This window comes from Polynucleobacter sp. AP-Melu-500A-A1 (genome assembly GCF_018882125.1).
In the GTDB taxonomy this organism is placed as follows: Bacteria; Pseudomonadota; Gammaproteobacteria; order Burkholderiales; family Burkholderiaceae; genus Polynucleobacter.
In genome coordinates, this window is sequence record NZ_JACVOZ010000001.1 from 177,540 (window position 1) to 198,935 (window position 21,396).

27 protein-coding genes and 1 riboswitch are annotated in these 21,396 nt (G+C 43.7%); of the genes, 13 read left to right on the forward strand and 14 right to left on the reverse strand.

Annotated features, from left to right (window positions below; all coding sequences use genetic code 11):
- Window positions 1-6 precede the first annotated feature (6 nt).
- Both mrdA and rodA read left to right on the forward strand, forming a co-directional pair.
- Window positions 7-1,914: a penicillin-binding protein 2 gene (mrdA, locus tag ICN38_RS00930; RefSeq protein ID WP_216253957.1), complete on the forward strand. Its 1,908-nt coding sequence runs from the start codon at window positions 7-9 to the stop codon at window positions 1,912-1,914.
- Window positions 1,896-3,047, forward strand: coding sequence for a rod shape-determining protein RodA (gene rodA / locus ICN38_RS00935; RefSeq protein ID WP_216253961.1), 1,152 nt, complete (start codon window positions 1,896-1,898; stop codon window positions 3,045-3,047). The genes mrdA and rodA overlap by 19 nt, the downstream gene beginning before the upstream one ends.
- Before the next feature lie 66 nt (window positions 3,048-3,113).
- On the opposite strand, the gene ICN38_RS00940 is transcribed toward rodA, so the two are convergent.
- The 3 genes from ICN38_RS00940 to ICN38_RS00950 form a co-directional block, all read right to left on the reverse strand.
- Window positions 3,114-3,398, reverse strand: coding sequence for an HU family DNA-binding protein (locus tag ICN38_RS00940; protein ID WP_216253964.1), 285 nt, complete (start codon window positions 3,396-3,398; stop codon window positions 3,114-3,116).
- Window positions 3,399-3,510: 112 nt separating this feature from the next.
- Window positions 3,511-3,876: a hypothetical protein gene (locus ICN38_RS00945; protein WP_216253968.1), complete on the reverse strand. Its 366-nt coding sequence runs from the start codon at window positions 3,874-3,876 to the stop codon at window positions 3,511-3,513.
- Window positions 3,877-4,018: 142 nt separating this feature from the next.
- Window positions 4,019-4,315 (reverse strand): DUF167 domain-containing protein, encoded by a 297-nt coding sequence (locus ICN38_RS00950; protein WP_216253970.1) that lies wholly within the window; start codon window positions 4,313-4,315, stop codon window positions 4,019-4,021.
- A 22-nt stretch (window positions 4,316-4,337) separates the two neighbouring features.
- On the opposite strand from ICN38_RS00950, the gene can reads away from it, so the two are divergent.
- From can to ICN38_RS00970, 4 genes are read left to right on the forward strand one after another with little or no spacing between them, the layout of a single operon-like run.
- On the forward strand, window positions 4,338-5,003 hold the full coding sequence (gene can / locus ICN38_RS00955; RefSeq protein ID WP_216253973.1) for a carbonate dehydratase: 666 nt from the start codon (window positions 4,338-4,340) through the stop codon (window positions 5,001-5,003).
- 31 nt (window positions 5,004-5,034) lie between these two features.
- On the forward strand, window positions 5,035-5,898 hold the full coding sequence (locus ICN38_RS00960) for a lipid A biosynthesis acyltransferase (RefSeq protein WP_255562685.1): 864 nt from the start codon (window positions 5,035-5,037) through the stop codon (window positions 5,896-5,898).
- A 38-nt stretch (window positions 5,899-5,936) separates the two neighbouring features.
- Entirely contained in the window at window positions 5,937-6,689 is a 753-nt protein-coding gene (locus ICN38_RS00965) for a metallophosphoesterase (protein WP_216253979.1), read from the forward strand.
- 14 nt (window positions 6,690-6,703) lie between these two features.
- Window positions 6,704-8,122, forward strand: a complete 1,419-nt coding sequence (locus ICN38_RS00970) for a protein kinase (RefSeq protein ID WP_216253982.1) — start codon at window positions 6,704-6,706, stop codon at window positions 8,120-8,122.
- 5 nt (window positions 8,123-8,127) lie between these two features.
- Here ICN38_RS00970 and ICN38_RS00975 read toward each other — a convergent pair whose 3' ends face one another.
- Together ICN38_RS00975 and ICN38_RS00980 are read right to left on the reverse strand one after the other, a co-directional pair.
- A complete protein-coding gene (locus tag ICN38_RS00975) occupies window positions 8,128-8,751 on the reverse strand; it encodes a carboxymuconolactone decarboxylase family protein (RefSeq protein ID WP_216253984.1) in 624 nt (207 codons plus the stop codon).
- A 20-nt stretch (window positions 8,752-8,771) separates the two neighbouring features.
- The gene (locus tag ICN38_RS00980; RefSeq protein WP_216253985.1) at window positions 8,772-10,100 is read right to left on the reverse strand and encodes a dicarboxylate/amino acid:cation symporter; all 1,329 of its coding nucleotides are present in this window, start codon (window positions 10,098-10,100) and stop codon (window positions 8,772-8,774) included.
- A 100-nt stretch (window positions 10,101-10,200) separates the two neighbouring features.
- Here ICN38_RS00980 and ICN38_RS00985 point away from each other — a divergent pair, with 100 nt between their 5' ends.
- Window positions 10,201-10,938 (forward strand): pseudouridine synthase, encoded by a 738-nt coding sequence (locus tag ICN38_RS00985; protein ID WP_216255132.1) that lies wholly within the window; start codon window positions 10,201-10,203, stop codon window positions 10,936-10,938.
- Window positions 10,939-10,995: 57 nt separating this feature from the next.
- Window positions 10,996-12,624: a peptide chain release factor 3 gene (locus ICN38_RS00990; RefSeq protein WP_216255136.1), complete on the forward strand. Its 1,629-nt coding sequence runs from the start codon at window positions 10,996-10,998 to the stop codon at window positions 12,622-12,624.
- Here ICN38_RS00990 and ICN38_RS00995 read toward each other — a convergent pair.
- From ICN38_RS00995 to ICN38_RS01005, 3 genes are read right to left on the reverse strand one after another with little or no spacing between them, the layout of a single operon-like run.
- The gene (locus tag ICN38_RS00995; protein WP_216253987.1) at window positions 12,621-12,860 is read right to left on the reverse strand and encodes a hypothetical protein; all 240 of its coding nucleotides are present in this window, start codon (window positions 12,858-12,860) and stop codon (window positions 12,621-12,623) included. The two genes, ICN38_RS00990 and ICN38_RS00995, sit on opposite strands and share 4 nt — an antisense overlap.
- Window positions 12,857-13,081 carry a DUF2798 domain-containing protein gene (locus ICN38_RS01000; protein WP_216253989.1) on the reverse strand — a complete coding sequence of 75 codons (225 nt, stop codon included), beginning with the start codon at window positions 13,079-13,081 and terminating at the stop codon, window positions 12,857-12,859. Before ICN38_RS01000 ends, ICN38_RS00995 begins: the two co-directional genes overlap by 4 nt.
- On the reverse strand, window positions 13,078-13,434 hold the full coding sequence (locus ICN38_RS01005) for a DMT family protein (protein ID WP_216253992.1): 357 nt from the start codon (window positions 13,432-13,434) through the stop codon (window positions 13,078-13,080). The genes ICN38_RS01000 and ICN38_RS01005 overlap by 4 nt, the downstream gene beginning before the upstream one ends.
- A 131-nt stretch (window positions 13,435-13,565) precedes the next feature.
- On the opposite strand from ICN38_RS01005, the gene ICN38_RS01010 reads away from it, so the two are divergent.
- Window positions 13,566-13,748, forward strand: coding sequence for a hypothetical protein (locus ICN38_RS01010; RefSeq protein ID WP_216253995.1), 183 nt, complete (start codon window positions 13,566-13,568; stop codon window positions 13,746-13,748).
- Between the two features lie 60 nt (window positions 13,749-13,808).
- On the opposite strand, the gene ICN38_RS01015 is transcribed toward ICN38_RS01010, so the two are convergent.
- Complete coding sequence (locus ICN38_RS01015; protein ID WP_216253999.1) at window positions 13,809-14,681, reverse strand: DMT family transporter; 873 nt, start codon at window positions 14,679-14,681, stop codon at window positions 13,809-13,811.
- A gap of 77 nt (window positions 14,682-14,758) precedes the next feature.
- On the opposite strand from ICN38_RS01015, the gene ICN38_RS01020 reads away from it, so the two are divergent.
- Genes ICN38_RS01020 through ICN38_RS01030 form a run of 3 tightly spaced genes read left to right on the forward strand, consistent with a single transcriptional unit; the run spans window position 14,759 to window position 16,326 of the window.
- A complete protein-coding gene (locus ICN38_RS01020) occupies window positions 14,759-15,268 on the forward strand; it encodes an MOSC domain-containing protein (protein ID WP_255562659.1) in 510 nt (169 codons plus the stop codon).
- Window positions 15,265-15,660: a GNAT family N-acetyltransferase gene (locus ICN38_RS01025; RefSeq protein WP_216254003.1), complete on the forward strand. Its 396-nt coding sequence runs from the start codon at window positions 15,265-15,267 to the stop codon at window positions 15,658-15,660. Before ICN38_RS01020 ends, ICN38_RS01025 begins: the two co-directional genes overlap by 4 nt.
- Window positions 15,661-15,681: 21 nt before the next feature.
- Window positions 15,682-16,326 (forward strand): histidine phosphatase family protein, encoded by a 645-nt coding sequence (locus ICN38_RS01030; protein WP_216254006.1) that lies wholly within the window; start codon window positions 15,682-15,684, stop codon window positions 16,324-16,326.
- 61 nt (window positions 16,327-16,387) lie between these two features.
- Here the strand turns inward: ICN38_RS01030 and ICN38_RS01035 are convergent, their stop codons facing one another.
- The 4 genes from ICN38_RS01035 to ICN38_RS01050 form a co-directional block, all read right to left on the reverse strand.
- On the reverse strand, window positions 16,388-16,579 hold the full coding sequence (locus ICN38_RS01035; protein ID WP_216254009.1) for a hypothetical protein: 192 nt from the start codon (window positions 16,577-16,579) through the stop codon (window positions 16,388-16,390).
- Window positions 16,580-16,752: 173 nt separating this feature from the next.
- Window positions 16,753-16,856: riboswitch (glycine riboswitch) on the reverse strand.
- A 149-nt stretch (window positions 16,857-17,005) separates the two neighbouring features.
- On the reverse strand, window positions 17,006-17,401 hold the full coding sequence (locus ICN38_RS01040) for a VOC family protein (RefSeq protein ID WP_216254011.1): 396 nt from the start codon (window positions 17,399-17,401) through the stop codon (window positions 17,006-17,008).
- A gap of 22 nt (window positions 17,402-17,423) precedes the next feature.
- Entirely contained in the window at window positions 17,424-18,218 is a 795-nt protein-coding gene (locus ICN38_RS01045; RefSeq protein WP_216254014.1) for a substrate-binding domain-containing protein, read from the reverse strand.
- 27 nt (window positions 18,219-18,245) lie between these two features.
- A complete protein-coding gene (locus ICN38_RS01050) occupies window positions 18,246-19,208 on the reverse strand; it encodes a tripartite tricarboxylate transporter substrate binding protein (RefSeq protein WP_216254018.1) in 963 nt (320 codons plus the stop codon).
- A 52-nt stretch (window positions 19,209-19,260) separates the two neighbouring features.
- On the opposite strand from ICN38_RS01050, the gene ICN38_RS01055 reads away from it, so the two are divergent.
- Window positions 19,261-20,034: an amidohydrolase gene (locus ICN38_RS01055; protein ID WP_216254021.1), complete on the forward strand. Its 774-nt coding sequence runs from the start codon at window positions 19,261-19,263 to the stop codon at window positions 20,032-20,034.
- A 37-nt stretch (window positions 20,035-20,071) separates the two neighbouring features.
- Here the strand turns inward: ICN38_RS01055 and ICN38_RS01060 are convergent, their stop codons facing one another.
- Window positions 20,072-21,349: a glutamate carboxypeptidase gene (locus ICN38_RS01060; RefSeq protein ID WP_216254024.1), complete on the reverse strand. Its 1,278-nt coding sequence runs from the start codon at window positions 21,347-21,349 to the stop codon at window positions 20,072-20,074.
- Window positions 21,350-21,396: the final 47 nt, after the last annotated feature.

The following is a 21,396-nucleotide window of genomic DNA, read 5'->3' on the forward strand; positions in this document are numbered from 1 at the left end:
AGCAGTATGGTTTCTTTTAAAAGGCCTAACCTCAATACGTTTCAAGAACGCATCAATATTGCAACTATATTTGTGACGGTTTGCTTTTTGCTTTTAGTCACTCGCTTAGCATGGTTACAACTTGTTAGTCATAACAAATATCATCTACTAGCAGAGAGTAATCGAATTGCCCTGGTTCCTGCTCCAGCAAATCGTGGTCTTATCATTGACCGGAATGGGGTTGTAATCGGCAGAAATTATTCAGCCCTCACCTTAGATGTGAATGCTGAAGAGGTCAAAGGCAATATAGATCAGCTCATCGATGATCTTTCTCAAATTGTGCTGATTTCAGCGCGAGACCGTCGGAATTTCAAGCGATCCTTAGAAGATTCCCGAAACATGGGCACGTTTCCCTTGCGTTCCATGCTGACCGAGGTAGAAACCGCCCGCTTTATGGCTAATCGCTACCGCTTTCCAGGGGTAGAAATCCGCGCCAGGAGCTTCAGAGAGTACCCCTATAACGAGCTTGCATCCCATCTGGTTGGATATATCGGCCGAGTCTCACAGCGGGATAAAGAGCGCATGCAGGTCGAAATCGAAGGCGCCAAAACCGATGATCCAGATGCATTGCAAGCATCCTTTCTTCCAGGTATTCAATACGTGGGAAAGATTGGTCTAGAGCAAAGTTATGAAACCGTGTTGCGTGGCGTGCCCGGATACGATCAAGTTGAAATTACTGCTGGCGGAAAGCCCGTGCGCACTTTAGCGAGTGCACCATCAGTACCAGGCAAGAATATAGTGCTCTCCGTGGATATCAAATTGCAATATTTGGTTGAGCAGCTGTATGGTAATTTTCGGGGCGCCTTCGTAGCGATTGAACCCGAAACGGGTGATGTATTGGCATTTGTTTCTAAACCAAATTTCAATCCAAATGATTTCGTTGAAGGAATTGATTCGATCACCTGGAAAGAGTTAAATGATTCACCGCAAAAACCTTTGTATAACCGCCCACTCAAAGGAATCTACCCACCAGGTTCAACCTATAAACCATTCATGGCATTAGCTGCTTTAGAAAATAAAAAGCGTACGCCATCACAAACCATTTCTGATCCAGGCTACTTTGATTTTGGAAATAACACTTTTCGTGATGATAAAAAAGGAGGGCATGGTTTAGTAGATATGCAAAAGTCCATCGTTGAATCCTGCGATACCTACTACTACATGTTAGCTAGAGACATGGGTGTAAACATGATGCATGACTTCATGAAGCCGTTGGGTTTTGGACAAATCACTGACATCGATTTAAAAGGCGAATCAAAAGGAGTGCTCCCATCAACCGATTGGAAGAAGAGCACCTTTAAAAAACCCGAGCAACAAAAATGGTATGAAGGTGAAACTATTTCTCTGGGCATTGGTCAGGGCTATAACTCTTTTACCATTCTGCAATTGGCCCATGCTATGGCAAACGTTGTTAATAATGGTGTTGTGATGAAGCCTCACTTAGTTAAAGCAATCGAAGATCCATTTACTCGCAAAAGATCATTGACCACGCCGAAAGAAAGTTATCGAATTGATCTTAAACAAGAAAACATTGAAGTCATTAAGAAAGCCATGGTTGAAGTAAATAATTCAGGCACCTCTGCAGCAGCATTTAAAGGCACAGGCTATGTTGTTGGCGGTAAGACAGGTACAGCGCAAGTCTTTAGCTTAAATTCCAAAGAATATAAACATAGTTCAACAGCAGAATTTTTACGTGATCATGCTTTATATATTGCATTCGCTCCCGCAGAAAAACCGACTATCGTGATTGCAATGGTTGTAGAGAACGCTGGCTTTGGAGCTCAATACGCCGCACCCATTGCTCGCAAAGCATTAGATTTTTATATTGAAGGTAAGTGGCCTAAGGAGGTTCCTGAATGGACAAGAGCTCCATAAAAAAATTCAAGGACCTTTTTTATGGTTTATTTTCTGGGCTTGATCGCCAGCTAGGCCTTATTTTGCTTGGTTTGGCTGCTATTGGCTTTTTTACTTTTTTATCCTCAAGTCAAAATACTCCCGTTCAAATTACAGACGAGTTACGTAACCTAGCACTTTCATTTGCCGTGATGTGGATAGTTTCTCGCATACCACCAAAGTGGCTAGAGATGGGTGCCATATGGATCTATGGCATTGGAGTTGCACTACTCGTTGCTGTTGCTGTATTTGGATTAATTAAAAAAGGTGCACGTCGCTGGCTTAATCTTGGCATCGTTATTCAGCCATCTGAGCTGATGAAAATTGCAATGCCTCTGATGCTAGCGTGGTACTTTCAAAAGCGTGAAGGCCTTCAAAAAACTTGGGACTATGCTATTGCTGCAATCATTCTGGCAATTCCCGTTTTCTTAATTGCACGCCAACCAGACCTCGGCACCGCTTTACTAGTTTTTGCTGCCGGTTTATACGTCATCATCTTAGCTGGCCTGCCATGGAAATGGATTCTGCCTTTTGTTGCACTTGGCGTGATTGGTATCCTCCTCATTATTATTTTTGGCAGCACAATCTGCGCGCAAGATATTGTGTGGCCTTTTGTACACAACTATCAGAAGCATCGAATTTGTACATTACTTGATCCAAGCAGTGATCCTCTTGGAAAGGGATTTCATACCATTCAGTCCATGATAGCAATTGGATCGGGTGGCTTTTTTGGGAAGGGCTGGTTTCAAGGTACGCAAGCACATTTGGAATTTATTCCAGAAAAGCACACTGACTTTGTATTTGCTGTCTTCTCAGAAGAGTTTGGTTTTATTGGCAACCTTATTTTGTTAGCCTTATTTTTTGCTTTAATTAAAAGGGGTTTGGCTATCTCTGCAAGTGCCCCTAATTTATTCACGCGCTTATTGGGTGCCTCCGTTACGCTGATCTTTTTTACTTATGCCTTTGTTAACATTGGTATGGTGAGTGGATTTTTGCCGGTGGTTGGCGTACCACTCCCTTTCATTAGTTATGGTGGCACTGCCTTAGTAACACTAGGGTTTGGTGCAGGCATCTTAATGAGTATTCATCGACACCGCCGCTTAGTTCAGAGTTAAGTATCTGCAAATAGGTAGACAATAAAAAAACCCGGCGTACCGGGCTTTTTATCAACAAAGTAAGAATTACTTCTTACGCTTGTTAACTGAATCTTTAAATGCCTTACCAGCAGAAAACTTAACAGTTTTAGCGGCAGCAATTTTGAGCGGCTCGCCAGTTTTTGGATTGCGGCCCATACGTGCAGCACGTTTGCCAGAAGCAAAAGTACCGAAACCGATCAGCTGTACAGTGTCGCCTTTAGTGACGGTTTTAATAATTTGCTCAATTGCTGAATTCAATGCAAATTCAGCTTTAGCTTTAGAGATCTCCGCGTCGTCAGCAATCGCTGCGATTAGTTCGGCTTTATTCAAGTGAAGCTCCTTATAAATATTGATGTCGGCGCACATTGCGCTTACGTTATTTTAACCACAAAAAATTACAAAAATAAAGCTGCGTTACAGCATTTTTTACTACAACTACATTTTATTCATCCAAAACTACTATTCCGGAAACAAAATATTCTGTGTCTCCAAAGCAGCTTGTTGGTAAGCCAATATGCTGTTCGTATTTTAGTGCTACTTTTTTACCTAAATTAGCATTTATTTTTTCCGCAACAGAGTCTTCACGCACCGTAAAGAGGAATTTTTCTGACATCGTCCCGGGCATTGAAACCATCGCCAGTTCACCCTCCCAGGTTTTACATATGAAACCGCGATTGGAGAATTTCTGCACGTAACCTGCACGCTCTCCGCTGCCATAGCTCCATGTGAGCATCACCCAGGTGTAAGCTGAAATACCAGCTAAGCCAATTAAAACAAGGCTTAAGAGCCCCTTTGTAAAGCCATTCATGCGATATTTCCTCTCCAAATGAATTATCCACATTAACCCTAATGCGGCGTTTTAAGCATATAAATTGAGTATATTCGCATCTTGTTACTCCGCTTCATTGATAGGCATATGAAGCTTCTTGCTCTTGTTGCCTTGGCTAAATTTAAGGCTTCAAAATCTGCACAATTTGCTCCGGACTGATTGAGCCCCAAATTTCTATCTGCTTTTTTCGACTATTTTGACCTGAAACAAACTGGATCTGCTTTTGTGGCACTTTCAGTTGTTTTGAAAGCCATGCCAATAAATACGCATTTGCCTTGTTTTCTAGGGCTGGGGCTTGTAGTGAAATCTTGAGGCAGCCATCATGAAGGCCCACCACTTTGGTTTGCTTCGCGCCCGGCTGACAGTGCAGGCTTAAGGTAATTCCAGCAGGGGTTTGCTTTAACCAAATAGGCGTCATCAAAGTACTTTAAACTTGAAGCATGATTATGAAGAACTCCAAGACATTAGATCACCTATTTGTAAATAATCGCGAATGGGCCGATGAGATGATCGCTAAAGATGCCGATTTCTTTAAGCGCCTTGTTAATCAACAGGCCCCCGAATATCTTTGGATTGGCTGCGCTGACAGTCGTGTTCCTGCCAATGATATTGTGAACCTCCTGCCTGGTGAGCTATTTGTTCATCGTAATGTTGCCAATGTGGTTGTGCATACTGACCTGAACTGTTTATCGGTTATTCAGTTTGCCATCGAATTACTCAAGGTAAAACATATTGTGGTGGTTGGGCACTATGGTTGTGCGGGTGTCCATGCCGCCCTAAGTGATCGTCGCGTTGGTTTAGCCGATAACTGGTTACGCCATGTAAAAGATGTTCACCAAAAACACGAGCGTTATCTTGGAGAAGTCCTGCCAACTCCAAAACGCCAAGACCGTTTATGCGAACTTAATGTCATTGAGCAAGTTATCAATGTATGCGAAACCACAATCGTGCAAGATGCCTGGGCGAACGGCCAGGAACTCACCGTTCATGGATGGGTATATCGTCTTGATACAGGCCTCATCAAAGACTTGGGCATGTCCTCTAGCTCAATCGAAGAAATGAAAACCCGTTACACAAAAACGCTGACACGTTACGACGCAGAATAAAGTTCGCTTGCTTAAATCCCTCTCCAATTACATGGGACTGAGCTTTTTAAAGCTCGTGTCACTTTTACCCTACAGCGTGGTAGTTTCTTTTGGTCATGGCCTTGGCTATATCGCCTCTCATGCTCCTGGCGATCGTAATAAAGTTGTTAAAACCAACCTTCGCCTTTGCTTTCCTGATCTCAGCAATCATGAGATTGATCGACTAGCCAAACGGCACTGGCGCTTACTGGGCCGCAGTATTGCCGAGAAAAGCATCATCTGGCATGGCAGCATTAAAAAACTCAGCGAAATGATTGAGGTGAAATCCGCAGTAGATCTTTCGAGCAGAAAACCCCGTATTTTGGTAAATATGCATTTCACAGGCATTGAGGGTAGCATCATCTTAAGTGCCCTAGCTAAAGGAAATAATTGGCCGCGTACTTCAGGATTCTTTCAGAGAATGAAAAATCCATTCTTCAACCAAAAGATTATTGATTGGCGCAATCGCTTTGGTGGAAATTCTATTGACCGCCAAGGCAACTCTATAGAAATTATTCGTGAAATTCGCAAGGGCAGCTTTATCATCATTGCTCCGGATATTGATTTAGGTTTGAAGGATTCCGAATTTGTTCCTTTTTTTGGAATTCAAACAAATACGATTACTGCCATTTCACGGCTCGCAAAAATTACGGGTGCCGAGGTCTGCCTCATGACTACCACTCTGAAAAAAGATGAATCTGGTTATCTTTGTGAAATTTATGAGCCTTTAGAAAATTTTCCAGGCGCGGATACTAAAGCGGATACGGCTCGCTTGAACCAATATTTTGAAAAGGCTATCCGTCTTCGACCAGCTGAATATTATTGGGTTCACAAACGCTTTAAAAACCGGCCAGCTGGGGAAGCAAATCCCTATTAACTCTTCTGAATTGAGGACTTATGTCCTATCATTAAGGGATGAGCGAGCGTATTGGGCTATTTGCCGATCTTCATAGCAATTTAGAGGCCTTCGAGGCATGTATGGCCAGAGCCGAAGAGCTTGGGGTTACTCGCATGGTTTTCTTGGGCGACATCGTGGGATACAACGCCGACCCTGTTGCTATCATCGAAAACATTGCCGCATTAATAGAGAGCAAAAAAGCCATTGCTGTAGTGGGCAATCATGATGAAGCAGTCTTTAGAGACTATCGAAATCAAATGAATGCTAGCGCTAACGCAGCGATTGAGTGGACTAAAACTCAGCTGCAAGAGAGTCATGTGCAATTTTTAAAAGGATTGCCACTGATAATTCAGGAAGAAAAGATTTGTTATGTACATGCTTCCGCACACAATCCCTCCGACTGGAACTACATTACTGACAGTATGAGTGCTTGGCGATGTGTTCAGAATTCTGGGAAGACCTACACCTTTGTTGGGCATGCTCATGAGCAAGCACTTTTTTATCAAAGTGCTGTTGGCAAACTCATTCGGTTTGCACCGCATCCTGGTGATGAAATTCCAGTGCTTCAGCATCGCCAATGGGTTGGTGTTGTGGGATCGCTAGGGCAGCCTCGTGATGGCAATCCAGAAGCGTGTTTTGCGGTCTTTGAACCTGAATCAGAAATGCTTACCTTTCATCGGGTCCCCTACGATCACTTCAGGGCAGCAGATAAAGTTCGGCGCGCAGGATTACCAGATGACTTAGCCAATCGTTTAATTACTGGTCATTAAACACTACATACTTGATGCCCATTAATACCGAAATTGAAGCTGTAGACGACATCTTTCAAGAAGGTAAAGTGGTTGATGGTTTTGTCTTGGGCAAGGAAGTTCATCGTGGCGGAATGGCAAGTCTTTTCTCCGCCACAAAAGAAGGCATTGATATTCCCATCTTGCTCAAGATTCCGCGCGTAGGCAAAGATCAGCCGGTTGAGAGCTTGATTGGTTATGAAACAGAGCTCACAATTTTGCGCTCTTTAAAAAGCCCATACGTCCCCAAGTACCTAGGCTCAGGCAATATGGCTACTCGCCCGTATATTGCTATGGAACGAGTTGAAGGTCGTCCGCTTGAAGATCTGATTAAAGAGGGTAAGGTATTTTCGATTGATGAGGTTGTGCGTATTGGCGCAGATCTAGCACAGGCAGTGCAATCACTCCATGCCCAAGATGCTATTCATTTGGATATCAAACCAGACAATATTTTGATTGATGACAAAGGCAAATTAACGCTGATTGATTTTGGTCTCTCTCATCATGCTCGTTATCCAGATTTACTTGCTGAAGAGATGCGTAAGGGCGTGGGTTCTGCACCATATATTTCCCCAGAGCAAGTTGCTGGAATCCGGTCGGATTCGCGCAGCGATATTTTTTCTATCGGCGTGATTATGTATGAGCTGCTCACTGGAGAATTACCATTTGGCAACCCCCAGTCCATGAGTAGCCTTCGCAAAAGAATGTGGGCACAGGCTTTTCCACCGCGTGCAATCCGTAAAGAAATTCCACGCTGGCTACAAGAAGTGGTGTTGAGATGTCTAGAGCCGCGAGCTGCTGATCGCTACCAAAGTGCCACCCGTTTGCGTCAAGTATTACGTGACCCAGAAAGCGTCAAACTTACCGAACGGGCTGACAGGGTTGAACCACTGAGCTTTTGGGAAAATCTCAAGCGTATGTTTAAAGCAGCGGGCTATGAACCATCGCCTAGCCCGCGCCCCAGCATGGGCAATCAAGATGCGCCTTTAATGATTGCAGCAATTGATACACGGCAATCCGATGAAGATTTACGAGAGCGGATGCAAACGACTACAAAAAATTTATTGCAGGCCTATCCCGAGAGTCGTCTAGTTTGCTTAAGTACCATTAGTAGTACGCCGACTTTTGAGGGCAACCAAGAAAATGAAACTGCTAGCGGCATTGTGCGAGGGCACTTAGTGCAATTGATGGAGTGGGCAAAACCTCTTAAGCTTCCGCCTGAAAGAATCTCCTATCACGTACTCGAAGCGCTTGATCCTGCTTCACGTATTGTGGAGTTTGCCAAAGACAATGATGCTTCTTTAATCCTCATTGGCGCATCTCATAAGCTGCCCAACAAGGTGACGCCTTGGAGAACCTCAATGACTAAAATCGTTGAGGAAGCTCCTTGCAGCGTGCACATTGTTCGAACTTAAGCTTTTTAGTCTGGGAAGCGGGGCAAGCGCTCACCGCCGCCAGGCACAGGGTGGCGCGCCATATTCATTTCCATCGCCAAGAAGGTGTAATAGCCGGCGATGCCAGCTAAATCCACGGCACCTTTTTTTCCAAAGCGCTTTTCTATTTTTGCAAAAGTAGCATCCGAGACTCGCTTATTTCGCTGTAATTCCATCGTGAAGTCATAGACGATAGCTTCATCGCTACTCATACCTTCTGGTCTTCTACCCTCTTTAATGGCTTTGGCAATTTCAGGATTGAGTCCTGACTGAATGGCAATAGGGTAATGGATGTGCCACTCATAGTCTTGATGCCATTCACGAGCAGTAATCAAAATAGCAAACTCGCTAAGGTGACTATCAAATGCCGTTTTATAACGTAAGTAGTCGCCCATTGAGCGTGCATTGTTCATCATTTGCGGACTGTACATCAACATTGCAAAAGGACCCCAGGGCGCCTTTTTGCGCGCCGCCTCAAATTCTTGAGCAGCTGCTTTTTGCTCAGCACTGTATTGATCAATAGGAATTTCTGGAAGGCGAGTTTGTGCAAATAGTAAATTACTGGCCAATATCAATGTAGGCAATGCCAACCAAATATATTTTTGTTTCATGAGGTCTCCTAATAAACGGTCTATTTCATCTTCTCTTGTTTTTCATCTAATATTAATTCTGGATCTTGTGCCTCAATCCAGCTGTCATTATTAAGCGCTATAGTAAGTTGCTTTTGATCTAATTCACCAGTCCATTTGGCTACGACGATTGTGGCAACGCCATTACCAACCAAGTTTGTCAAAGCTCGCGCCTCAGACATAAATCGATCAATGCCCAAAATGATTGCTAAGCCTGCTACAGGGACATTACCAACTGCTGAGAGTGTTGCTGCCAGCACAATAAAACCGCTACCCGTAATCCCTGCGGCCCCCTTGGATGTCAATAATAAGACCAGCAATAGTGTTACTTGCTGAGTAATCGTCATTGGAGTATCAGTGGCCTGCGCTATAAATACTGCTGCCATTGTCAAATAAATTGAGGTGCCGTCCAGATTAAATGAATAGCCAGTTGGAATGACTAAGCCCACACAACTTTTCTTGGCGCCCAATAGCTCCATTTTTTCCATCATGCGTGGCAAAACTGATTCTGATGAAGATGTTCCCAAAACAATTAAGAGCTCTTCTTTAATAAAGCGAACAAATTTAAAAATACTGAATCCATTTAGACGTGCAATAGTCCCCAGCACAACAAATACAAAGAGTAGGCAGGTGAGATAGAAAGCGCCCATCAACTTGCCCAAAGAAAATAAAGATCCAACTCCATACTTACCAATAGTGAAGGCCATTGCACCAAATGCGCCGATGGGTGCAAATTTCATAATGACACCAATAATGTCGAACAGCACATGGGATAACTTTTCGATTAAATCAAACACCATCGTTCCACGGCCGCCAAACTTATGCAAAGCAAATCCAAATAGCACTGCAATAAACAACACTTGTAAAATTTCACCTTTTGCAAATGCATCCACTACGGTATTCGGAATAATATTGAGCAAAAATTCTGTAGTGGTGGCCATTTTTCCGGGGCCCGTATAAGCAGCGATTCCCTTGGTATCTAAGCTAGCTGGGTCAATATTCATGCCAACGCCGGGTTGCAATACGTTTACAACGACCAGTCCAACAATCAATGCAATGCTGCTGACAACCTCAAAATATAAAAGAGCGATGCCACCGGTTTTGCCTACTTTTTTCATATCTTCCATGCCGGCAATCCCAATAACTACGGTACAGAAAATAATTGGGGCAATCAACATCTTGATGCCTTTAATAAATGCATCTCCAAATGGTTTCATATCCACACCCAAGGAAGGATAGAAATGACCTAATAAAACCCCCAGGACTACGGCCGTAAGTACCTGTATATAAAGAATTTTATAGAATGGTGGCTTTTTTAGAATGGGTTTCATTTTGTTTTTGCTTAGTTAGCATTATTCAATCTTGTAGTTTAACTACTTAGGCATGCTGCCTCGCACCATATAAAACCAAGCTTTGTCGGATAATGGGGGCATGGAAGAAAAAGTGCGCGTTTCAAAACTGCTATCTGAATTAGGTCTTTGCTCACGCCGTGAGGCTGACTCTTATATTGAGCAGGGCTTAGTCACTGTGGATGGTGAGCTTGTTAATGAACTTGGTGTACGTGCATTTAGGCATCAAAAAATTGAATTGCAATCTGTAGCAAAAGCTCAACAAGCTTCGCGCATCACTGTCATCTTAAATAAACCAGTAGGATTTATTTCTCACTATGACGATGAACAAGAGTACCAACCAGCAGCATCCTTAATTACGCCCGACAATTACTTCGCGAGCCCTTTGGATAAAGGTAAAAATTCACGTTTTAATACTAAGGGCTTAGCGCCTGCAGGCCGCTTGGATATTGACTCTAGTGGGATGCTAGTTCTCACGCAAGATGGTCGAGTAGCGAAGCTGCTGATTGGCGAAAACAGTCCTATAGAAAAAGAATATTTAGTACGGGTAGAGGGGATGCTGTCATTTGAAGATTTAGATCGCCTTAAACATGGCCTTTCTCTTGATGGCGTAGCTTTAAAACCTGCACAAGTAAGTTGGCAAAATGAGGATCAACTGCGCTTTGTATTACGCGAAGGACGCAAGCGTCAAATCAGACGCATGTGTGAAATGGTTGGCCTAAAACTGATCGGACTCAAACGCGTTCGGATGGGTCGCATCTCTTTGGGACCACTACCGCCTGGGCAATGGCGTTTTTTAAAGCCTGGCGAGCAGTTCTAAGCAAGCCCACCCGCTTATAATCCTGACCAAACCTAGATTAATAAGCGCAGAATTACCATCGATACCCTCACTCCCAGCACTCCCGGCGCAGAAGTCTTAAGACGTCGTAGCTTTGCCATCATCTCTCACCCAGATGCAGGTAAAACAACACTCACTGAGAAGCTTCTCCTCTATGCCGGCGCTATTCAAATCGCTGGTAGCGTTAAAGCCCGCAAAGCAAGTCGACATGCCACTTCTGACTGGATGGAAATTGAAAAGCAACGAGGCATTTCAGTTGCCAGCTCTGTGATGCAAATGGAATATCGCGATTGCATTATTAATCTTCTAGATACCCCGGGCCACCAAGATTTTTCAGAAGATACCTATCGAGTGTTGACTGCAGTAGACTCAGCCCTGATGGTGATTGATGCTGCTAATGGCGTTGAGTCACAAACCTTACGCTTGCTTGAAGTATGCCGTGCCCGCAATACCCCGATTGTCACCTTCATCAACAAGATGGATCGTGAAGTAAAGCCGCCAATGGAGTTAATGGATGAAATCGAAACTGCGCTTGGTATTGAAGTAGTTCCCTTCACTTGGCCAGTGGGCATGGGTAAATCTTTTGCCGGTGTAATTGATATTGCCAAGTCACAAATGCGTATGTTCAAAGCAGGCGAAGATCGTGTCACCGAAGACTCTCATACTATTGTTGATGTCGAGGATCCGGCTTTGAAAAAGCGCTTGGGAACTGACCTCGAAAATGCTTTAGCAGAAGTAGATTTAATTAAGAATGCTATGCCAGCATTTGACCAAGAAGCTTTCTTAGCAGGTCACCAATCGCCTGTATTTTTTGGTTCTGCCATCAATAACTTCGGCGTTCGTGAAATTCTGAATACCCTAGTAGAACTAGCCCCTTCGCCAGGATCACGTAAAGCACTACAACGGGAAGTCAGCCCTGCTGAAAACAAATTTTCAGCAGTCGTTTTCAAGATTCAAGCCAATATGGATCCAGCTCACCGTGACCGTGTCGCATTTTTACGCATCTGTTCTGGCCATTTTCAACGTGGCATGAAATTAAAAATTTGTCGCAATGGAAAAGAAATTAGAACCAATAACGCTTTGTCTTTCTTGTCACAAAGACGTGATATTTTGGATGAGGCATTTCCAGGCGACATCATTGGATTGCCTAATCACGGCCTATTACGTTTGGGAGACACCTTAACGGAAGGTGAGCAACTTCAATTTACTGGGCTCCCATTTTTTGCACCAGAGATCTTTCGCATGGTGGAGTCAGCAGATCCATTACGCTCGAAACAATTACGAACTGGCCTAATGCAACTAGGGGAAGAAGGTGCCATTCAGGTATTCCGACCGATGGCCGGAGGCACTATGCTTTTAGGAGCCTTTGGACAGCTGCAATTTGAGGTAGTCAGTCATCGCCTGCAAACAGAGTATGGCGCTGAAGTTCGCTTGCTACCATCGCGCTATAGCCTTGCTCGCTGGGTAAGCTCAGACGATCCTGTTGCTTTGAAGAAATTTACTCAGGAAAACATTCATCGCATGGCTGAAGACGTAGTTGGTGCAGCAGTATTCTTGGCGACCCACAAATCAGAACTAGATGTCGCCCAACAACGCTGGGAATCCATTCAGTTCCATGCTCTGAGAGAGCATGCTGGATTAATCTACCAATCTAACTTAGCCGGTTAAGGCTTCATATTGCAATCAAAGACCACCACAAATTGAGTATTGCTATTTCTGTATGAAGCAGTCTTGCCATACTGTGCGCAGTAGGCATTCGCGTTACCTGTTAGCTGCTCTATAGATTCGCCATTACTATTAATGTAAGTCACCTGATTTGCATCAGATGCATCAGTTAATACAGCAGCACATCCTACGAGGCCAAGAGAAAAAAATACTCCTAATATATAAGTCTTGATTTTCATTTAAGTTTCTTAACAATCTTAGCGGTGAGTTTCATAGCAATTGGCTTGTAAAGCAAAATACAAATGAATGCAACGGGATAGGCAACAATCCAAACCTCAAACCAGATTACAAAAAAATTGCCAGCCGCCCCTATACGCACAAAAGTCGTTGCGAGCGTAATGCTTAATGACATTAAGCATCCCATGATGAGGGAAAAAAAGAAGTCGGGAAGATTAATCATGATCTGAACATAAAATAGACCGCACCAAGCAGACAGAGGCCCGCCCAGATATAGTCAGTTTTAAAAGGCTCGCCCATATAAAACACGGCAAACGGTACAAATACGCTTAAGGTAATCACCTCTTGGGCAATCTTAAGCTGCCCAAGATTGAAGTACTGGTAGCCAATGCGATTGGCTGGGACTTGTAGCGCATATTCAAATAGAGCAATAGCCCAACTTGCCAAAACAGCAATCCACCAGGGCTTAGCGGACAAATTCTTTAAATGTGCATACCACGCAAATGTCATAAAGATATTAGAAAGGGTCAGCAATGCCACGAACCCGTATTGATTATTAAAGATAGATAAATTCATAGTTCTTCAATCATAGCGTCTGATTGCTTTAACTGTTATTCTGAATGGTGATCACTATTGTGCGCCCTAGATAGGGGGATCTGCTGAGCATGTCTCTCTGATTCATCATTCCATTCATCTAGGAAAATCAAATGGCAGTTAATCAAAACCAAAAGAATAGAAAAAGTAATTCCATGCTCACCAAAACGGGAAAGACACGTTTAGGCCCTCTGAATGCTGCTCAACTGACTAAATTATTAGGCACGAGCACCAAGCCAAAGGAAAAAGATAAGATCCAGCGAGCGCTAAATAAGCTGAATATCACTGCGGCCTAAAGTTTGGGTAGCAAAAGCAAAGCCCCGCTTTACCGGGGCTTTTTTTCGCCTACATTTCTCTCACACTCTTTTAATCAGCATCTGCTTTCCAAGAATAACGGTGGAGACTACCAAGATTGCAAATACTATATTCATCCATGTAAGTGAATCGCCCAACAGAATACTGGCAGCTACTAAGGTACAAAAAGGCTGCATCAATTGCACCTGACTAACTCTCGCGATACCGCCAATCGCTAAACCTTCGTACCAAAAAAAGAATCCTAAGAACATGGGAAACAAACTGAGGTAGATAAAAATAATCCAAGGAAAGGTGCCAGCATCAACATAGGTAGACTCAAAAGTGAAATAGCTTAAGACTATGTTTATAGGCAATGAAATCACTAAGGCCCAAGATATTACTGCGCGAGGATTCATCTTTCTAGAAAGCTCTCCGCCCTCGACATACCCAACACAGGCACAGATACCCCCCAAAACCAATAAACCATCCACGAGAGTAAAGCTACCCGAACTCTTTAAGAGTGCATAAATTACTACTAGCGCCGCCCCCAATAGGGAAACTAGCCAAAATCCTAGCGAAGGGCGCTCGCCAAAGCGGATCACGCCTATTACTGTTGTCGCTAAGGGCATCATGCCTAGAATGACTGCGCCATGGGAAGATGATCCCTGCGTCATGGCAACAGTAGTCAGAATGGGAAATCCAAATACCACCCCCAGTGCAATCACTACAAATTTACCGAAATCTTCCTTAGCCAACATTGGCTCATGCTTGAAGGCAAGGTATGCCAAAGCAACTGCTCCTGCAAGGGTTGCCCTTCCAAATGCAATGAAATAAGGATTAAAACTAAGAATAGCAATCTTGGTTACTGGCAATGTCAGACTAAAAATCAGAATGCCAACAAAACCGATCAGCATTCCCTTAGTCTCTTTATTCACTATTACCCTTTTAGTCTTATTCAATGGATTGTATTAACAAACCCCGTAGTATGCGATGTAATATGTGATGATCCGTCATGACAACAAGCCCTCAAATCTCTGCCATCTATATAGCGCCTACTGCCGGTGCTCCTATGCAGGCATTAGTACAAGCCAAATTAATTCCAGGCGAAGGTATTGAGGGTGATCGGTATGCAATAGGAATAGGCGCTTTTTCACAAAACCTGCCTCCCAAAATTCGTCACATTAGCTTAATCACACAAACTGGCATTGCAATTGCAAATGAATGGTTAGAGGCGGCCGAAAAGCCTGGCTTTTCTGATTCTGAAACTCGGCGCAATATTGTGTTGAGTAATATTACCCCTCCCGAGCTTAATCAATTGGTGGGAAAAATCTTCTTTTTGGGTGGCATTGCCTTTAAAGGAACTGAACTTTGCATTCCCTGTCAAAGACCCACCAAGCTTGCTAACAAATCCAATTTTATGGATGCCTTTGAAGGTCGTGGCGGCCTTCGCGCTGAGATACTCGATGCTGGGGTGATTAGCATTGGCGATGCACTGACTTATGCGGCAGAGCAATCCACATGATTACCTATAAAGATGATGCAAACATTTCAGTGGAGCAGGCCATTAATCTTTATGTTCGCTCTACCCTGGGTGAGCGTAGACCCATCGATAGCCCTGAAACATTCGAAGCGATGCTAAAGCATGCCAACCTCTCAGTAAGTGCATGGGATGGAGAAAAACTAGTGGGCATCTCACGCTCACTCACTGATTTTGCTTATGTTGCCTATCTCGCTGACTTAGCAGTAGACGAAGAATACCAACGCCAGGGGATCGGTAAACAATTGATAGAAGAGACGAAAATGCGTCTTGGTTCAAATTGCATGATTGTGCTACTGGCTGCCCCTAAGGCCAAGGACTACTATCAACATATTGGTTTTGAGCACAATCCACGTGCTTGGATGCTGAAAAAATAATTTAAGCTTTATGATGACGGCATGAAATCAACTCGCTTTTGCTTAGTCCGTCATGGTGAAACCAATTGGAATGTTGAGGGGCGCCTGCAAGGCCATACCGACATTGATTTAAATCAACATGGTGAAGCGCAAGCAGCGCAAATGGCAAGAGCGATTAAAGCAATTGATCTCCAATTTGATGTGCTTTACACCAGCGATCTCCAACGCGCAGCTAAGACTGCAGCTGCTATCGAAAAACTATTTAATACTAAAGCGATTGTGAATGCGTCTTTAAGAGAGCGTCATCTTGGCGTGTTGCAGGGAATGAGAACGGATGAGGTACCAGTACTCGAGCCAGAGCTCTGGGAAAGACATATTAATAGAGATATTCATCAAGATCTACGCGGCGGCGAAAGTATTACCAAATTTGCAGAGCGCATTCACGTGGCACTAGAACAAATCCGCCAAGAGCATGGTGGTAAAACTGTCCTGCTAGTAAGCCATGGGGGCGCTCTAGACATGATGTACAGACTAGCTAGTAATCAAGCCTTGGATGCCCCAAAGGCAGTGTCTGTGCCTAACGCCTCACTTAACTGGATTAGCCACGATGGCAATGCCTGGAAGGTCGAGCGTTGGGCAGATACTACCCATCTCGATGGTTTGGCATTGGATAACTTAGATCTTTAGCGGATAAATATAAGCCGCCCATTGAAATGAACCCCAATAGGTGGCTTATTCATCAAGAAGATCACTTAGCCAGATGAAGCTTATTCTGACTTGATGCACAGAACTCTACAATAACGTCTGCAAAATTTAAATAGCGAGAATTGCTTTTTCGAAAGCTATCTAACTCTGTAGTAATTGGGGAGGCCTGGCCTTTAAAGCTAGCATCTTCATAGCCCGGATGATATGGCGCTTCTTCAACAAGTTTGTTTGTCATACAGATACCTTTAATCAGTAAAACTCCAATGCTAGAAGGCAATGGAGCAAATTAAGAAAATAAAAATGGCTTTGCAAAAAGCAAAAGTTATTACTGAGTTACCTACAAAGGATTTGCATTCAAGATTCTCCCAATAGCAGCCCATCAGGCACATGAAATTCATGTAGATGGTTGCCGCTCCCCCTGTCCCTGATACCTGAGAGATTCACACTAAGCCTAGCTTAGTGCTTGCTCCTTCGGTGCACCATAAAGATGGTGACTCTCCAGACGGCTATTTAGGATAAGCAGTACCTTCCTGGTGGATACCTGAGCGTTCATGGGAGTTTGCGCCTTCGGTGGAGGGATACCCCTCACTCTCCTGCTTGAATAAATTATATCCTGGCATTTTTAGTATTGCACTAAAAATAGCCAAGAAAAACTAAGAAATTATGAAATTAACTCGCTAATTTCGATCAAATTTTGATCAGGATCACGTACGTACACTGACATAATTTTTGCTACAGCTCCAGTACGCATTACGGGGCCTTCCAGGATACGCCATTTTTCTTTTTCTAAATGGGCAATCACCCCTACTAAGGGTCGATCAGCAATAAAACAAAGGTCTAACGAGCCCGGAGTTGGAATATCTGCCTTTGGTTCGAATTCTTTACCCTTGATATGCAAATTGATTTTTTGATTGCCAAACTTAAACGCTTTTCTCTCTACTGGTGGTGTCCCGCCAATAAAGGATTCCAGATGCATGCCCAATACACGCGTATAAAAGTCGATGCACTCTGACTCTCTTGCCGTTGTTAAAACCAAGTGGTCCAAATGATCAATCATCTGAATAAGTCCTTAACAAAGCTTACCAAGGCAAAGTTGGTAATACTGGCTTAAGGCCAGCCTTTTGAATGGTAGGCGCCGCCTTAGGGGATGCCAAGAAGGCAATCAAATCGCGTGATGCGCCAAGGTTGCTAACATTCTTAGTAATGCCAGCCGAAAACAACACTGTCTTTTGTGCTTCTGGTGGCAACTCACCAATAAAGTCCACACCAGGAATTGGGAGCAATTCACTCACTTGCTGAAAGCCTAATTCTGCTTCGCCTCTGGCAACAACTGATGCAACACGTTCACTATGAATCTTTTTGGCAGTTTTATCCATCGATTCACTAATTCCCATCTTCGGAAATAGCTCAGTAGACAAATACACTCCACTCGCACTGGCAGAATGGGCGACTGACCTGGCATTGAGTAATGCTTGCTTTAAAGCTGCCATCGTGCTGATATCGGGCCTAGGAGCCCCCGCCCTCACCACCGCACCCATCACTGAGGCCACTAGATCAACACGGGTTCCTGGCTGTATTTCTCCACTTTTAATAAAATCGTCCAAAGCTGGCCCTGCCAGGATTAGCACATCAAATTTTTCACCTCGTCCTAGCCTAGTAGGAATGGAATCATGTGCTGCGCCCATAGACGAACCATAAGAAATGAGAACCTTATTGGGTGATTGCTTCTCGTACTCTGGCACTAAAGTCTTTAATGCCTCAGCAAACGCGCCCGAGGTAATCACATGAATATCGGCTGCAAATGCGGCACTTGTTAAAAGCAGACTTACTAGAAAAACAAGGGCGGCTTGTTGGAATAAATTTTGAATTTTCATATTTGTACATAACCTTTTTTGCGAAGATTAATCAATCGTAATTTTTCCACTCTTGACTAACTTTGACCACTCCACCATCTGCGCTTTAATAAACTTATCTGCACTATCAGCATTCCCTTGAAATATTTCACCTCCTAAGGTGCTTACTTTTTCCTTCACTTCAGTTGACTGCATCACTTTTACGATCGCATCTGAAATTTTTACTAGTATCACTGCAGGGGTTGCAGCCGGAGCAAAAATGCCATTCCATTCATAAACCTCATAACCCGCTATGCCTGCTTCTGCCATGGTTGGCACGTTAGGCATAGACGAAGCCCGTTTTTTTCCAGTTACTGCCAAGGCATTTAATTTACCAGTATCTACATATTGTTTGGTTGATGCTACGCTGCCAAAAAATACAGGAACCTGTCCGCCAACCACATCATTTAACGCTGGACCACCCCCTTTATAGGGCACATGTTGCATTTCAACCCCAGCCTTTACCTCGAACAATGCGCCAGCCAAATGTTGAGCCGAGCCATTGCCTGAGGATGCATACGCTATCCCATTAGGCTTTGCTTTTGCTAGGACCACCATCTCTTTAACTGACTTTGCAGGAAAGTTGGGATTTACTAAAAGTACATTGGGGTATTGGGCCAAAATCCCAAGTGTTTTGAAATCACGATTGGGGTCATAAGGTAATTTTGGAAATAAGGAAGGATTCACTGAATACGAGGAGGCATCAAGCATCAAGGTGTATCCGTCTGCACTTGCCTTTGCCACATACGCGGCTGCAATTTGACCACTTGCCCCTGGCTTATTCTCGACCACGACCGAGGTACCCAAAGCCTTTCCTAGAGGTCCTGCAATCGTTCTCGCCATGAGATCTGCAGTTCCGCCCGGCGGATAACTTACGATTAAGTTAATGGGTCGATTTGGCCATTCTTGTGAATACGCCTGGCCTGCAGCGGTCAATAGAAGTAACCATAGTACTTTTATAAATATCTTCATTGTGTCCCCTAGGATCTGATTTTTATATGGAATATAAAGTAGCATACTCAAAATGAAAATTGATTCCCATTTCCATGTTTTTTTAGCCCACGCTGTCGATCAGTCCAAAAGTCGTTACCCCGTTCAATACGATGCTTTGATCGATCAATGGAAAATCCTAGCGGATAAAGAGGGGATTCAAGGTGGCGTACTGGTACAGCCTAGCTTCCTAGGGTTTGATAATTCATTCTTACTAGGCGCTCTGCAACAAAGCCCAAAAGAGCTCAGGGGAATCGCTGTACTCGAAGCAAACACGCCAAGAGGGCAAGTTCTTGAACTTCAAGAGCAGGGAATTGTTGGTGTTCGCCTTAACCTTTATGGCGAGCCGAACCCATCAAGCTTTATTCGTAAAAACTGGAAGCTCATTGAGCTATTAAATGAATGTGAAATGCACCTTGAGATACATCATGATGATCGCTTTCTAAATAGCATACTATTAGAAGTGCCAACAGATACCAAGATTGTGGTGGATCACTTTGGCAGACCTAAAACGGAGATGGATTTTATCCGTGAAGATAGTGGGGTTCAAAAGCATGCCAATAAACTTTGGGTCAAGCTCAGCGCCCAATACAGAACGTCTCAGCTAAAGCATTCCAAAGTCTTGGATTATTGGCGCAATAGCATTGGCGATCAAAAATTATTGTGGGGAAGTGATTGGCCACATACCCGTTTTGAATCTGTTCAAAACTATTCACAGCAAATTAACAATCTCAAAAACTTAATTACTGATGAGCGACTGCTCGATAAAATATTGATAGTCAATCCAAAAGAGCTTTACTGGACATAAAAAAAGCCCAAAGAATGGGCTATTAGGACTTCTCAATTTAATTCTGGGCTCCCACCTTATTTCGAGAAACATCCATGATCATGCGAGAAAGCAAATACATTCTGGGAGTGATAGAGTTAATCAAAATATACTCATCATCATTTGAATGTGCTCCAAAGCCTTGCACTCCCATGCTCTCAATAACTGCATTTTGAGTATTGAATGCTGCAAATGCGGCATCTGTTCCCCCGCCAGCAGCTACCGTCCCCAAGACTAAATCCTTGCCTAACTCTGCGTATACTTTTTTTGCATACTCAGCCATTTGCAAAGACTGTGGACTCGTAAGCAATGGCGGACGGCGGCGCTCAAAACTTACTGCAACTTTAGTATCCGGAATCTGCTGAGTCTTCGTGCGCTCTAAAACTTTTTTCTCCACCACATCAAAATCGTCTTTTTTCATCACACGCACATCGGCTGTCGCAAATGCAACTGAAGGGATCACATTACGATTGGTTCCAGCAGTAGCCAAAGTCCAATTCATTTTGATCCCTTCTTTAGGATCTGATAAGTCGCGCATTTGCTGAATCTGAAATGACAACTCATCTAAAGCGTTGCGACCCAATTCAGGCGCAGCACCAGCATGAGATGCTTTACCCGTAATATTTAAATTCACTGCAGCAATACCAGCAGTGGTCAAGGCAATACGATCGGATTTAGCCTGTGAGGCCTCGCAGGAGAACGTAACATCATTCTCAGCGCCCAACTTTGAAAGCAATGCTCTAGCCGCAGGAGAGCTAATCTCTTCATCCCCGTTAATTAAAACAGTGATCTTTCCATACTCATTAAATTTGGTCTTCTTTAAAACATCTAAGGTATGCAATATTAAAGCGATGCCTTGCTTATCATCCGATATGCCTAGGCCATAGGCACGATCCCCATCAATCCTAAAAGGCTGCTTAAGTAACATGCCTTTTAAATACACGGTATCCATGTGGGCAATCAATAAGATCTTTTTAGTACCAGCTCCTTTAAATTCTGCTTTAACCATGCGTCCTGGTTTGTCTGGGGTATCGTGCATCCGATACATATCAGCCCCTGGCTCGATGAACTCGACCTGGCCACCCAAAGCCTTCAACCTATTGAAAATGAGCGCAGAGATCTTATCCAATCCTTCGCGGTCCCTACTTCCGGATTCAATCGACACCAATTCTTTTAATGTGGCCAAATAGGGTGTTTGCTCTTTTTCTACTACTGTAAATACTGGCTCCTGAGGCGCCGCAAAAACCAAGGATATGCCTGCAAATAGCATGCTCAATAATAAGATTTGTTTTTTCATTATTTGCCTTTTTATGTTTATTATTTTGGATATATTACGCCCAAATA

What these genes read in the sequence shown, in the direction of transcription:
- mrdA (WP_216253957.1), top strand. Translation starts at nt 7, where the DNA reads ATGGTTTCTTTTAAAAGGCCTAACCTCAATACGTTTCAAGAACGCATC.
- rodA (WP_216253961.1), top strand. Translation starts at nt 1,896, where the DNA reads ATGGACAAGAGCTCCATAAAAAAATTCAAGGACCTTTTTTATGGTTTA.
- ICN38_RS00945 (WP_216253968.1), bottom strand. Translation starts at nt 3,876, where the DNA reads ATGAATGGCTTTACAAAGGGGCTCTTAAGCCTTGTTTTAATTGGCTTA.
- ICN38_RS00950 (WP_216253970.1), bottom strand. Translation starts at nt 4,315, where the DNA reads ATGACGCCTATTTGGTTAAAGCAAACCCCTGCTGGAATTACCTTAAGC.
- can (WP_216253973.1), top strand. Translation starts at nt 4,338, where the DNA reads ATGATTATGAAGAACTCCAAGACATTAGATCACCTATTTGTAAATAAT.
- ICN38_RS00960 (WP_255562685.1), top strand. Translation starts at nt 5,035, where the DNA reads ATGGGACTGAGCTTTTTAAAGCTCGTGTCACTTTTACCCTACAGCGTG.
- ICN38_RS00965 (WP_216253979.1), top strand. Translation starts at nt 5,937, where the DNA reads ATGAGCGAGCGTATTGGGCTATTTGCCGATCTTCATAGCAATTTAGAG.
- ICN38_RS00970 (WP_216253982.1), top strand. Translation starts at nt 6,704, where the DNA reads ATGCCCATTAATACCGAAATTGAAGCTGTAGACGACATCTTTCAAGAA.
- ICN38_RS00975 (WP_216253984.1), bottom strand. Translation starts at nt 8,751, where the DNA reads ATGAAACAAAAATATATTTGGTTGGCATTGCCTACATTGATATTGGCC.
- ICN38_RS00980 (WP_216253985.1), bottom strand. Translation starts at nt 10,100, where the DNA reads ATGAAACCCATTCTAAAAAAGCCACCATTCTATAAAATTCTTTATATA.
- ICN38_RS00985 (WP_216255132.1), top strand. Translation starts at nt 10,201, where the DNA reads ATGGAAGAAAAAGTGCGCGTTTCAAAACTGCTATCTGAATTAGGTCTT.
- ICN38_RS00995 (WP_216253987.1), bottom strand. Translation starts at nt 12,860, where the DNA reads ATGAAAATCAAGACTTATATATTAGGAGTATTTTTTTCTCTTGGCCTC.
- ICN38_RS01000 (WP_216253989.1), bottom strand. Translation starts at nt 13,081, where the DNA reads ATGATTAATCTTCCCGACTTCTTTTTTTCCCTCATCATGGGATGCTTA.
- ICN38_RS01005 (WP_216253992.1), bottom strand. Translation starts at nt 13,434, where the DNA reads ATGAATTTATCTATCTTTAATAATCAATACGGGTTCGTGGCATTGCTG.
- ICN38_RS01010 (WP_216253995.1), top strand. Translation starts at nt 13,566, where the DNA reads ATGGCAGTTAATCAAAACCAAAAGAATAGAAAAAGTAATTCCATGCTC.
- ICN38_RS01020 (WP_255562659.1), top strand. Translation starts at nt 14,759, where the DNA reads ATGACAACAAGCCCTCAAATCTCTGCCATCTATATAGCGCCTACTGCC.
- ICN38_RS01025 (WP_216254003.1), top strand. Translation starts at nt 15,265, where the DNA reads ATGATTACCTATAAAGATGATGCAAACATTTCAGTGGAGCAGGCCATT.
- ICN38_RS01030 (WP_216254006.1), top strand. Translation starts at nt 15,682, where the DNA reads ATGAAATCAACTCGCTTTTGCTTAGTCCGTCATGGTGAAACCAATTGG.
- ICN38_RS01035 (WP_216254009.1), bottom strand. Translation starts at nt 16,579, where the DNA reads ATGACAAACAAACTTGTTGAAGAAGCGCCATATCATCCGGGCTATGAA.
- ICN38_RS01040 (WP_216254011.1), bottom strand. Translation starts at nt 17,401, where the DNA reads ATGATTGATCATTTGGACCACTTGGTTTTAACAACGGCAAGAGAGTCA.
- ICN38_RS01045 (WP_216254014.1), bottom strand. Translation starts at nt 18,218, where the DNA reads ATGAAAATTCAAAATTTATTCCAACAAGCCGCCCTTGTTTTTCTAGTA.
- ICN38_RS01050 (WP_216254018.1), bottom strand. Translation starts at nt 19,208, where the DNA reads ATGAAGATATTTATAAAAGTACTATGGTTACTTCTATTGACCGCTGCA.
- ICN38_RS01055 (WP_216254021.1), top strand. Translation starts at nt 19,261, where the DNA reads ATGAAAATTGATTCCCATTTCCATGTTTTTTTAGCCCACGCTGTCGAT.
- ICN38_RS01060 (WP_216254024.1), bottom strand. Translation starts at nt 21,349, where the DNA reads ATGAAAAAACAAATCTTATTATTGAGCATGCTATTTGCAGGCATATCC.